The sequence below is a fragment of the Flavobacterium sp. 9 genome (genome assembly GCF_002754195.1).
Lineage (GTDB): Bacteria > Bacteroidota > Bacteroidia > Flavobacteriales > Flavobacteriaceae > Flavobacterium.
The window spans coordinates 2,982,369-2,994,535 of the sequence record NZ_PEEU01000001.1; the positions used below are offsets into that span (position 1 = coordinate 2,982,369).

14 protein-coding genes are annotated in these 12,167 nt (G+C 32.1%); 5 read left to right on the forward strand and 9 right to left on the reverse strand.

Annotated features, from left to right (window positions below):
• Window positions 1-134 precede the first annotated feature (134 nt).
• The 3 genes from CLU81_RS12250 to CLU81_RS12260 form a co-directional block, all read right to left on the reverse strand.
• Window positions 135-788, reverse strand: coding sequence for an HD domain-containing protein (locus tag CLU81_RS12250; RefSeq protein WP_099710069.1), 654 nt, complete (start codon window positions 786-788; stop codon window positions 135-137).
• 237 nt (window positions 789-1,025) lie between these two features.
• A complete protein-coding gene (locus tag CLU81_RS12255; RefSeq protein ID WP_099710070.1) occupies window positions 1,026-2,018 on the reverse strand; it encodes an acyl-ACP desaturase in 993 nt (330 codons plus the stop codon).
• A 51-nt stretch (window positions 2,019-2,069) separates the two neighbouring features.
• A complete protein-coding gene (locus tag CLU81_RS12260; protein WP_099710071.1) occupies window positions 2,070-2,810 on the reverse strand; it encodes a 1-acyl-sn-glycerol-3-phosphate acyltransferase in 741 nt (246 codons plus the stop codon).
• 125 nt (window positions 2,811-2,935) lie between these two features.
• Between CLU81_RS12260 and rnpA the strand changes: the two genes are divergently transcribed.
• The 4 genes from rnpA (at window position 2,936) to CLU81_RS12280 (ending at window position 6,676) form a co-directional block, all read left to right on the forward strand.
• Window positions 2,936-3,340, forward strand: a complete 405-nt coding sequence (gene rnpA, locus CLU81_RS12265) for a ribonuclease P protein component (protein ID WP_099710072.1) — start codon at window positions 2,936-2,938, stop codon at window positions 3,338-3,340.
• A gap of 81 nt (window positions 3,341-3,421) precedes the next feature.
• Window positions 3,422-4,225 carry a DUF4349 domain-containing protein gene (locus CLU81_RS12270; RefSeq protein WP_099710073.1) on the forward strand — a complete coding sequence of 268 codons (804 nt, stop codon included), beginning with the start codon at window positions 3,422-3,424 and terminating at the stop codon, window positions 4,223-4,225.
• A gap of 2 nt (window positions 4,226-4,227) precedes the next feature.
• Entirely contained in the window at window positions 4,228-5,865 is a 1,638-nt protein-coding gene (locus tag CLU81_RS12275) for a S41 family peptidase (RefSeq protein ID WP_099710074.1), read from the forward strand.
• 7 nt (window positions 5,866-5,872) lie between these two features.
• Window positions 5,873-6,676 (forward strand): OmpA family protein, encoded by an 804-nt coding sequence (locus CLU81_RS12280; RefSeq protein ID WP_099710075.1) that lies wholly within the window; start codon window positions 5,873-5,875, stop codon window positions 6,674-6,676.
• A 146-nt stretch (window positions 6,677-6,822) separates the two neighbouring features.
• Here the strand turns inward: CLU81_RS12280 and CLU81_RS12285 are convergent, their stop codons facing one another.
• Genes CLU81_RS12285 through CLU81_RS26790 form a run of 3 tightly spaced genes read right to left on the reverse strand, consistent with a single transcriptional unit; the run spans window position 6,823 to window position 9,242 of the window.
• On the reverse strand, window positions 6,823-7,836 hold the full coding sequence (locus CLU81_RS12285; RefSeq protein ID WP_099710076.1) for an acyl-CoA thioester hydrolase/BAAT C-terminal domain-containing protein: 1,014 nt from the start codon (window positions 7,834-7,836) through the stop codon (window positions 6,823-6,825).
• Entirely contained in the window at window positions 7,833-9,017 is a 1,185-nt protein-coding gene (locus CLU81_RS12290) for a radical SAM protein (protein WP_099710077.1), read from the reverse strand. Before CLU81_RS12290 ends, CLU81_RS12285 begins: the two co-directional genes overlap by 4 nt.
• 57 nt (window positions 9,018-9,074) lie before the next feature.
• Window positions 9,075-9,242, reverse strand: a complete 168-nt coding sequence (locus tag CLU81_RS26790) for a hypothetical protein (protein WP_158235329.1) — start codon at window positions 9,240-9,242, stop codon at window positions 9,075-9,077.
• Between the two features lie 333 nt (window positions 9,243-9,575).
• On the opposite strand from CLU81_RS26790, the gene CLU81_RS12295 reads away from it, so the two are divergent.
• Window positions 9,576-9,875 (forward strand): helix-turn-helix transcriptional regulator, encoded by a 300-nt coding sequence (locus tag CLU81_RS12295; RefSeq protein WP_158235330.1) that lies wholly within the window; start codon window positions 9,576-9,578, stop codon window positions 9,873-9,875.
• Here CLU81_RS12295 and CLU81_RS12300 read toward each other — a convergent pair whose 3' ends face one another.
• The 3 genes from CLU81_RS12300 to CLU81_RS12310 all read right to left on the reverse strand — a co-directional run bounded on the left by CLU81_RS12300 (window position 9,876) and on the right by CLU81_RS12310 (window position 12,139).
• Window positions 9,876-10,322, reverse strand: a complete 447-nt coding sequence (locus CLU81_RS12300) for a GNAT family N-acetyltransferase (protein ID WP_099712746.1) — start codon at window positions 10,320-10,322, stop codon at window positions 9,876-9,878.
• Between the two features lie 156 nt (window positions 10,323-10,478).
• Window positions 10,479-11,120, reverse strand: coding sequence for a DUF1579 domain-containing protein (locus tag CLU81_RS12305; protein ID WP_099710079.1), 642 nt, complete (start codon window positions 11,118-11,120; stop codon window positions 10,479-10,481).
• A gap of 50 nt (window positions 11,121-11,170) precedes the next feature.
• Window positions 11,171-12,139 carry a DUF4837 family protein gene (locus CLU81_RS12310; RefSeq protein ID WP_099710080.1) on the reverse strand — a complete coding sequence of 323 codons (969 nt, stop codon included), beginning with the start codon at window positions 12,137-12,139 and terminating at the stop codon, window positions 11,171-11,173.
• Between the last annotated feature and the right edge of the window lie 28 nt (window positions 12,140-12,167).

Genomic DNA, 12,167 nt, shown 5'->3' on the forward strand with positions numbered 1-12,167 from the left:
GTGGTCAGTTTTTGAATAAAATGTATAAAAAATAACCCCGAAAGATTTTAAAATCTTTCGGGGTTATTTTTTGATTTTCAGTTGAGAGTAAATACTGCTACTGAATACTTTTTTAGGTACTGAATACTGAACACTTACTTCACTCCTTCCCACTCTGCATAGAACTGAGCAAGAAATGATTCCATGAAACGATGTCTTTCGGCAGCGATTTGTTTTCCGGTTTCGGTATTCATTTTATCTTTTAAGAGTAAAAGCTTTTCGTAAAAATGATTTATCGTTGGCGCGTTATTCTTTTTGTACTCTTCTTTTGTCATATTAGTTATTGGCGCAATTTCAGGGTTGTGTAAGGCACGATTTTTAAATCCGCCATAATTGAACGCTCTTGCCACTCCAATCGCTCCTATTGCGTCTAAACGATCTGCATCCTGAACGATATCTAATTCTACGGAAGAAAACTTCTTTTCAAAATTTCCGCCCTTATAAGAGATGTTTTCGATGATATTTACGACATGCTGAATAATATCCTCTGAAACTTGCTGTGATTCCAGAAACAAACGTGCTGTTTTTGGTCCGATAGTTTCGTCTCCGTTGTGAAATTTACTGTCGGCAATATCATGAAGTAATGCGCCTAATTGCACAACAACCAAATCACATTCTGTTCCTTTTGCGATTAAAAGCGCGTTTTTATAAACTCTTTCGATATGAAACCAATCGTGTCCGCCTTCGGCATCGTTTAGTTTTTCTTTTACAAAGGCAATTGTTTTGTTTATTAATTCAGTATTATTCATAGTTGTGTTTTTGAATTGAGAAATGGCACGCAGATGACACGGATTTAAGCGGATTAACGCTGATTATCTTTTAATCTGTTCTTTGTAAAATCTCTTTTTAAATAAAAATGTTGATTGTCAAAGTTTGAAGCTTCAACAATCAACAATATGTTTTAAATTTCAATGACAATTGCAAAAATCAATTTTAAATCTGAAATTTATTTTCAAAAAAATCTAAAATCAGAACTCTAAAATTATTTACAATCTCGCTGGTTCAACCCATTTAAAGATGTGTGATTCTTGTGGAATTACCAATCTTTCTGAGATTCTAGCCATACGAGCTGGTAATTTCATTAAGTAATCACGAGCCTTTTCTGCTTCATCAGTTAAGTTAGTAATTTTATCAACTTCCCATTTATCAATTAATTTTTGCATGATATCTACATAATCATTTGCAGTGTAAACACCTATACGTTGTGCAGAATCAGAAAATTGTTCGAAAGCTGAACTGATCTTTTGACCAGATTCTCTTAGGAAATGTGCCGGCATAACGATTTTTTGTTTCATCATGTATTGAAACGCTAACATCATTTCGCTTGGATCAACTGCAAAAATACGCGTAACAAATTCGCTGTAAGCGTGGTGATGACGCATCTCGTCACCAGCAATCATTTTACACATTTTAGACAACTTGTTATCACCAAATTTCTTAGCCATTTGAGCTACTCTATTGTGCGAAACATAAGTTGCTAATTCCTGGAAACTAGTATATACAAAGTTTTTGTACGGGTCAGATCCAGTTCCAATATCAAAACCGTCGTTGATTAAGTGCTGTGTTGTCATTTCGATTTCACGCATGTTCACACGACCGGACAAATACAAGTATTTATTAAGCAAATCTCCGTGACGGTTTTCTTCTCCGGTCCATTGTCTGATCCATTTTGACCAACCGTTTCCACCATTTTCGATTTGATTTACTCCTTCTACATCCATCAACCACGATTCGTATGTTGGCAAAGCTTCCTCAGTGATTGTATCACCAACAAGCGTTACCCAGAAATCGTATGGTAATTCTTTGGCAATTTCACGCAACTCTTTTACCTCCTCAAAGAAGTTATCTCCTTCAGAATTAGGTAAAAAGTCTGACGGCTGCCAAATTTTTTCCACTGGAATTAAATACTGTTCTACGAAGCTATCCACATTTTTTTCCAAAAACTGCATTACTTCTAATCTAATGTTTTTTATAGACATTACTTATTTAAGATTGGGATTTTCATTTCAGATTATTTCTGAATCAAAAATCTATTTATACTCGTTTACTCCTTCTACAACCGCCTTTTCTGTCAATCTCATTAACTCAGCAAAATCATAATCTTTTACCGCCATTGCTTTATGAACGGTAAAGGTAAGATGATTTCCTAAGCTTACCGGGAAAAGACCGTATTTTACCATTTTCCATGAATTATTAATACTCACAGGTACAACATATGCCGAAGGTGCATATTTGCATAGGATTTTTAAACCACTTTGAGCAAATTCTTTAGGTTTTCCTGTTTTACTTCTTGTTCCTTCAGGAAAAATAACAGCAGATCTTGTGTTTTTTTCGATATATTCAGACAAGCCTTTGATTACAGGAATCGCTTGTTTAGGGTCTTTTCGGTCAATTAGCACAGAACCTCCGTGACGTAAATTATACGATACACTTGGAATTCCTTTTCCTAACTCCTTCTTACTTACAAATTTACAATGAAAACGTCTAAAGTACCAAATCATTGTTATAATATCGTACATGCTTTGATGATTTGAAACGAAAATTATCGGAACTCCCGTTGGAATTGACTCTCTGTTTTCGATTTTATAAGTTGTTCCCACAAGATTTGTACATCTTAGAAGGCAAAAGTTTAAATAATCGACACTTTTTTTGTGAGCCTGATAACCAAAAACATTTAGGCAAAACCACTGTATTGGATGAAATACCAATAAAACCGAACTAAATAACAAATAGTAAATTACGGATATGGGATACGAAATTATTTTTTGCATGCTTTGAAAATTAAAGGCCAAAAGTAATAAATAAATTTTTAGCGGTATAAAAATTGAAAACAATAACCGTTTTTCTTGTTTAATTGTACCTTTGCCCTTGAAATTGCAAATTTTTTCTGAATTAAATGAACTTCACTTACCCTAAAAATGAACGCCTAAAGAGCAAGACGACAATTGGTTTACTGTTTTCTGAAGGAAAATCGGTATCCAAATATCCTTTGCGTCTGGTTTACCGTCAAGCGGAAGTTAATCAGGAAGAAAAAATCAAAATTGGCGTTTCTGTATCTAAAAAATACTTCAAAAAAGCTGTTGATCGCAATTATTTCAAACGTGTTTTGAGAGAAACCTATCGTTTAAACAAACATTTGCTTCTGGACAACATTCAGGAATCTTATTCGTTAATGTTTTTCTATCAAACCAAAGACAGATTATCTTACGAAGAAATCAATACCAAAACGATTCAGTTGTTTGAGAAATTCTTATCTCAGGTGAATAAAGCTCCTGATTCTGAAAATAAAACAGAGTCATAAATTTCCAAAAGCAACTTATTTAATCAAATTATACGAAGAATTACAAAAAAATTGTAGTTTTAGACTTAATTTGAAATATTTATGCGACAAATTTTCTTTATATTTCTAGCTGTTCTTACTTTCATTAGTTGCGAAAAACGCTCCGAAGACGCTGCTGTTGCAGACATGTCAATTTCTGCTGTAAAGCTTTCATCACCAAGCCAACCAGCTGAAGACAAAAACATCGTAATTCCTCAAAAAATAATCAAAGAAGCGTTTCTTAAATTTGAAACTAACGATTTAGAGGAAACTTACAATCAAATTAAAACTGCGATTGCGACCAATAAAGCAAGTATTCAGAATGATTCTCAGGAAAAAGATTATGGTACAATCACCAGAAGATTAACGATAAGAATTCCAAGTCAGAATTTTGATGCTTTTCTGGAATCGATATCCAAAGGTGTTTCTTATTTTGATGAAAAAAACATTTCGGCTCAAAATGTTACAGAAGAATATATTGACTTAAATTCAAGATTAAACACAAAACGCAAACTAGAAGCACGTTACATCGAAATATTACAGAAAGCTTCTAAAATAAGCGAGATTCTGGAAATTGAAAAACAGATTTCGGCGATTAGAGAAGAAATTGAAGCAAAAGAAGGTCAGCTTAAATATTTAGAAAGTAGAGTTTCTGAAAGTACGGTTTCAATTGAATTCTATAAAACCATTGCTCAAAAAGAAGGCGTTAAAATATCTTACGGATCAAAAATTTGGAATGCGATTCAATCCGGATTTTTTAGTTTATCAGATTTTTTGCTATCTCTTATTAGTGTTTGGCCGTTTATTGTCTTATTTTGCGTACTTGCCTATTTTATTAGAAAAAGATTTAAAAGAAAAAAAATATAATCATGTATCCTTATTTCAAAAAGAAGTTCATTATTCCAACCGTTGCAGCTGGATTTTTATTTATTGGAACCAGTTTCAAAGATGATTTCTTTGAGATCGCGAAACAAATAGAAATATTCACAACATTATTCAAAGCGGTAAACACCAATTATGTCGACGAAACGAATCCGGGTGATTTGATGGACAAAGCGATTAAAAGTATGTTGGGAAGTTTAGATCCGTACACGGTTTACTTTAATGAGCAAGATGTTGTAAACTTCAAGATTAACAATACTGGCGAATACACCGGAATTGGTGCTATGATCGCCAGAAAGAAAGATCGTTTAATTGTTCGTGAACCTTATAAAAATTATCCTGCTGACAAAGCCGGACTTAAAGCGGGAGACGAAATTATTCAGATTGGTGATGTTTTGATTGCCGATTTTAAAGATGACGCTTCTCAATTATTGAAGGGAACAAAAAATACAAAAATTAGCATAAAATATATTCGTCAGGGCAAAACTTTCACAACCGAATTGGTTTTGGACGAAGTTGATATTAAATCTGTTCCTTTCTACGGAAAAATAGATGAGAAAACTGGTTATATCGTTTTGGCACACTTTAGCCGAAAGGCATCTAATGAAGTAAAAGACGCGCTTGAAAAACTAAAAGCTGATGGAGCAACTCAAATCGTTCTTGATTTAAGAGGAAATCCGGGTGGTTTACTAAACGAAGCGATTGATATCTGTAATTTGTTTGTTCCGAAAAATGAAGTTATCGTAACAACAAAATCAAGAATCGAGAAACATAATAATACTTATAAAACGACTAAAGAACCTGTAGATACTGAAATTCCGTTGGCTATTTTGGTGAATGGACGAAGTGCATCTGCATCTGAAATTGTGTCTGGAGCTTTGCAGGATTTAGATCGCGCTGTGATTTTAGGAAGTCGTAGTTTTGGAAAAGGTCTTGTTCAACGTTCTGTTGATTTGACTTATGGAACTCAGCTTAAAGTAACAATTTCTCGCTATTATACTCCTTCCGGACGTTGTATTCAGGCTTTGGATTATGCGCATAAAGACAAAAACGGTGTGGCTCAAAAAACAGATGCCAAAAATTTCAATGCTTTTAAAACCAGAAAAGGAAGAACGGTTTATGATGGTGGTGGTGTTTTACCAGATATCGAATTGGATGAAACCAAAATGAGTCCAATTACAACGGCATTGCTTAAAAACGATGGTATTTTTGACTACGCAACTTCTTATTACTATAAAAATCCAAATTTAGGAGACAAGATTCCAACGGTTACAGATGCTGATTATACAAGCTTTAAACAATATCTAAAAACGAACAAAATCACTTTTGATACCGAAACTGAAGTAGCTTTGAAAAATACTTTGGCTGCAGCCAAAAATGAAAAGATAGACGAAACAATTGCGCCGGAATATCAGCAATTATTAAACGCTCTTGAAAAGAGCGAAACAACTTTGTTAGACAAAAATCAAAAAGAAATTAGAAACCTGATTCAGGAAGAGCTTATAAAAAGATACCAATATCAGGAAGGTTTATATCAATATTACATTAAAAACAATTCAGAAATTAAGAAAGCAGTGAGCGTTTTAAATAATCAAACTGAGTACAAGACGATTTTAAAAATGTAAAAAAATAATGAAGATTTGTAGAGCCCTATTTCTGTTTATTATTTACAATTTATCGGCGCAGCAAAAACCTATCGAAACTATCTACTTTGATTTCGACAAGTATGATCTTACGGATCAGCAAACCGAAGTTGTAACTAATTTTATTAAAACTATTGACACCTCAAAAGTGGAGTCAATACAGATATATGGCTATTGCGATGATCGTGGAAACGACGAATATAATTTTCGTTTATCAAACAATCGCGTTAATACTATTCAGGAATTACTAATTTCCAAAGGCTTTAACCAAAGCAGAATTGTAATTCTGGAAGGAAAAGGACGTGTTGTTGTACGACCTGATACTGTCGAAAATCTTCATGAAACAAGATCCAAAAACCGTCGTGTGGATTTGATTGTTGTCAAACGAAACAGTTTTGGAAAAGGTGTTTATAACTCTCTAAGAAATGATTTGAAGGTTGGCGACAAAATCTACCTTGAGAACATTTTATTTGATTTTGGAAGTGCAAAACTTACCAATAATTCGAAAAAAGAATTAGATAAGATTGCCGAAAAACTTCTTGAGAAAAGAAGTTATCAATTTGAAATCAGAGGACACGTTTGCTGTACTCCGGAAATATATAGCGACGCAATTGACCGAGATACGAAGGAAAGAAGACTTTCCTGGAACCGCGCCAAAACGGTTTTTTATTATTTGATTTCCAAAAAAGTATCCAAAAGCCGAATGACTTATTTGGGCTGCGGCAATAAATATCCGCTGAAAAAAGGCGATGCTTTAGATCGCCGCGTTGAGTTTGTTATTACGAAAGTTTAATCGTTATACTGCTAAATCGCTCAATACTCTAAAAAATTACTTAAAGTTTTACTCTAAGAAAAGTTATTATAAAACTGTTTTTTAATTAATTATAAAAAAAATAATAAAAATCAAATCACTAAAGCAATGAAGTTGCATTAACCTTTTTATTTTGAGATTAACCATTTTACCACGTCCTGAAAGACTTCGTCCCAATGATAAGAATCTTCTAAAGGAATACCCTCAACATCAAATTCTTTCTTTTCAAAATTATGTCCGTAATTTGGATAAGCTTTGAGATTTATGTTGCTTTTTGGTAATAAAAAAGGTGTCAAATCATTATGTATTGATCCTATATCATCTGTACCATAAACTATTAATATGGGGTTTTTAAACTTTCTGAGACTTTCATAACTTAAATTTTCATTATAACTTAACCAGTTATTAAATTCTATTTTCTCCTTATATTTTATTCTTGTTAATGGTATGTTTTTATAATCACCTATTAGCTCATTAATTTCTAATTGATTACTGTTGTCTTTTCTATTTGAAAAGGATTTAATTCTTTCTTCTATTATACTTGCTGAGATTCTGTTAAAGGGATCGGCAGACATACAAACAAGCTTTGTAATTTTTTTATTGTTTTCAGCTAATTTAGAAATAACTCTATACCCCTCAGAATGACCAATAACAAATATTGAATCTTTTTTCACACTAGCATTTTTACATAAATAATTTAAAACTACTTTGACCTGATTCACTCTATAATATAGATTATCATTAAAAGTATATTCGTTAGGAACTTTACCTTTATCATTTTTATATCCCTCGGAATCTCTTTCGTAAGTGCCCGTTAAAGGAATCCCTTTTCTTGCTATAATTACAAAATTGAATTTATCACTATACTCTTTAATACTAAATGGGATAATAGAGTTCGCAGATTTATGGTCGTAGAAGATTAAAGGTAAAGGTTTTGATCCTTGCGCAAATATAATAGTGGGCTTTGCATTACTATACTTGCTTACTGATGTTAAAAAAACTATAGTATCATTTTTAGTCTTTAAAATTGTTTTAGTGAAGCCTGCTTTTTTAATATGAAAATTATCTTCATTTTGCGCATTTACTATTAAACAATAAAAGAAACTTATTAAAAATAATATACCGGTTTTAGTTATTTTCATTTTGAATTTGGAAAGGAATTAATTATGTCATTAAAATTAAGATATTCTATTTCTGATTGTTGTATCACGTCTATTGACATATCTTTTAATACTTCATTTTGTATATGACATACAAGTTCAATTATTTCTCGACAATAAATAGATGGGGTGTCAAATAAATTAGTTTTTGAAAAGCGATGACCTAAATAACCGCCACCACAAACAGGTTCTATAGGGCAATTTTGGCAAACATCACATAAATCATCATGGCTCTTATAATACATCCTGGCAAGATTTGATTCTTTGTATATTATGTTTAAATCATCTCTTAATACATTAAAGACAGTATCTGTAAATCCATTTCCACATATTTTTAAAGTATCGACGGTTTCAATACTTCCATCACTTTGAACAACTAAAGTTTGATTTATACTATTACCGAAATTTTCGGTACCTCTGGACTTTCCGAAAATCAACGCAATCAAATCCGTTAATGGTCTTACATTAGGTTTATCTTGATCAGTGTCAGCATACCATAGATTAAACATTTCAATAAGCCATTTGCCCACTTTTGGCACATCTTCTTGGGATGATTTGATATAATTAAAATCTTGAAATAAAAAATGAACGGAATTAACACCTAATTCTTTAAAATGAGTATAAACTTCACTTGCTTTTTGTGTAGTATCAATTACACAAAGACAATTTGCCATTTCATCACCGTATGTCTTTTTTACAATTTTAAACCCTCTGATAATATCATCATAGGATCCTTTTCCGTTATGATATATTCTGTTAATATTATTTGAACTTGGAGAACCATCTATACTTATTCCTACCTGAATATTTAATTCTTTCAAAGCAATTGCCCATTCTTCAGTTAGTAAAGTACCGTTAGACTGCATTGAATACTCAATAAAGATATTATTCGGAATAATTTTTTTTTGAGCTTTAATAAAATTACGGTAAAAATCTATACCAGCTAAAAGAGGTTCTCCTCCATGAAAAATTATAAAAAATTCATTCAGGTTATTTTCAATACAATTGTCTTTAATTTTAAAAAGCATTGATTCTATAACTTCCTGACTCATAAATTTTGGCTGCTTTTTATAGCTATCGTCACCCATATTGTATACATAACAATAAGTACAATTTAAATTACAAAGACTTGCGACTTTTATTACTAAGTTTGAAGTATACATACTATTTAACTATTAAAAATGGGCGAATAATCGCCCATAAAAATTATTCTAAATTTATTATTTTCTTACATAAGTACTTTCTGCGTGAGTTCTGTCCTGTGTAGGGTCTCTCATGACTAAATTACCACCGGTAACTTTTTTCATTTGCGATTTTTCTAATACAATCGAAGCATCAATTTCTTTCTCCACATTACTAAAGAAGAATTTTTTCTTTTCTGTTTTCATAATTTAAAATTTAATAGTTAAACTTTCTTTCTAAATCTTACATACCTCCATTAACAACCAACTATGTCGACTTAGCGGTAATTACTAATGTAAAAAGTAAGATATATCTTCAAAAATACAGTGTAAAGAGAACTATCCTTATGCATATCTATGCAAATTTGAGTGCATAATTATTTCAATCGCATAAATAAGAAAATTCCAAAAAGAAAAGAAGCAAAGTATTAAGCTAAAAACAATAAAGTAAGTTTTTTAGTTGTTTTACTTGTGTTATTTAATTAACATTGTAAGAAAATAAATCTAATTATAAGTAAAATAAAACTTATACAGACAAGATTGGCAAAGGGTCTATCTCAAGAGGAAATAGCAGATTTAATTGGTATGTCCCAATCAAATTACAGCCGTAGAGAAAGTGGACGCACAAATATAACAGAAACAGAATGGCAAAGAATCGCCAAAGAATTAGGGGTAGAAAAAGAAATCATTTTCGAACCTGAAGAACAAAATAAAGAAAAAAGGGATGAAATAAATATGCTTTATTTTAACATCCCTGATTTTGTTATGCAGCATATTGAGCTACTAAAAAAAGAAAATAAGAAATTAAAGGAGCAATTAAAAAAATTAAAAAATCTTTAGTTACTCTCTCACCATTTCAATATGCTCAATATCATCTTCAAGATACATTTCGCTTGATTGAACAAATCCATGACTTTCGTAGAATTTTTTCAAATATAGTTGTGCTCCAATTGTGATTTTGTCTTTATCGAAATGTGTTTTTATTCCGGCAATAGCTTCACGCATTAAATCATGTCCCCATTTTTTATCGCGATAATTGGCATCAACTACTACTCGACCAATTGAACTATTATCAAAACTAATTCCGGCATCAAATAAACGCGAATACGCGATGATTTTACCATCATATTCTCCTATCAGGTGCAATGCTTTCTTGTCTTTGCCGTCAAGATCTAAATAAACGCAATTTTGCTCCAATACAAAGATCTCGCTTCTTAGTTTAAGCAAATCATATAACTCATGAACCGTTAGTGCTTCAAACGGCTTTATTTTCCATTTTAATTCCATCATTACCTATTGTTGACATTGAAGCGCCTAAATTAATTCAAAAAAACAGAACTAAACGAAGATTTCACGGATATAAACAAAAAAACCCGACTTCGAGAATAGTCAGGTTCTTTGTTTTTGCTTGAAAGTTTAATTCTAAAGTATTAAATCGTATGCTTATTTTTTCTTCATTATGATTTCCATACTCTTGTATTCTGATCCATTCTTGGTGTCAAACATTTCCATTTTACGGGTAGTTGGGTCAACAATTGTATAAATTTCCCGATAAGGTGTTTTTTTACCGTTTACAGGATTTACCATTTCGCCTTTGAATTCTATACTTTTCGTTTTTTCGTCAAATGTACCAGTTGCAACTACCATTCCTGTTCCCATATTATCAATAAAAGTGGTGGTGTATTCTTTACTGGCGTTGTTATAAGCTAATGTGCTTTTTCCTTCAAATGCCTGTCCCATCATTTTTCCCTGATAATTTGATTCCTGATAACGGCCGCCAAGTATCATTTTGATATTTGCTGTTGAAGTCGCTTTTTCAGGTTTTCCATTTGCTTCTGACCAAAAAGTCATATCGCAATTCCACGTTCCGGTTTCATCAGCCATCATTTTGTGTGGATTTCCCGGAGTTGCATATGCAGTCCATGCTTTCATTTGTGCTGCCGAATCTAAAGGTTCCTCGGCAATTGGTTCTTCTGTTTTAACACCATCTGCAACTTTTGCAGTTTCAGTTTCAGCTTTTATTTCTTTTTTACACGAAACAAAACACAATGCGAACATTGACAATGTGATATAAAAATTTTTCATAATTAACTGATTTAATGATTATTAAAACAAAAGTATGAAAAATTCAGAAACTACCTTTTATCTATTTTTACTGATTTTATAATCGCTTCAAGATCTAACATCAAATCTCGTTCTTCATTTGATGGTGAATAACAAAATCCTTCTATAACTAAAATTCTATTGTAGGTCTTGTCGACAATGGCGTAATTTATAAATGGACCCGCCATAAAATCATTCTTTAATTCCCAACTTCCTTTGGTTTCATAGGCTTTTTTGCCGTCTAATTCTGTGGTCGAAAAATAAGGTGCATAAGCTTCTCCAGTGATCATTCGAGTATTTGGTTCACGGCCTTTAATATAATAACCTACAGAATCCCGCATTTTGATAATGCTTCCAACAACGTTTGAACCTGTTTTGAAATCATGTAGTGGAATTTGATAAATAAGTAAACTTGTGTTGCCGCTAATAATATCCTTTTTAAGCCAGATAAAGTTCTTTTTGTGCAACATGTATTCATATCCGGTTGGAATCTGTATACCGATATGAAATTTATTTTTGATTACGGCTGGATGAAGTAGTGATTTGCTGTTATCTTCCTGAATTTTCTGAATTTCGGCATCTCGAATAATCTTTATTATTTGCGCTGAATTCATTTCTATACTGCAAATAATATCATCTATAGATTTTCCGTAAATGCGAAATGTATTGTGTGGTAATGCTTTGCTCCGAATGATTTCGAATTTGTCTGTTGCGGCTTTTTTCACCACAATAATACTTCGGCTATCGGTAACGAAGCCTTCAAGTAATTTGGCAGGATATTGATTGATTGTAAATAGCGGTTCTTCCTGGGTAAGTCCCCAAACCGGTGAGGCAAATTTATTTCTAATTGTATCGCCCACTTCTCCATACCATAACTGATCGTCAATGATTATGGAAATTGTATTTGTTTTACCGGATACTGGCTGGGATTGTCTTTCGTTTTTAAAACACGAAATCAGCACGAATGGTAATAGTAACAAAAAAAAATGGGTTTTATTCATTTTATTAATTTATGAAATAAAACCCAAA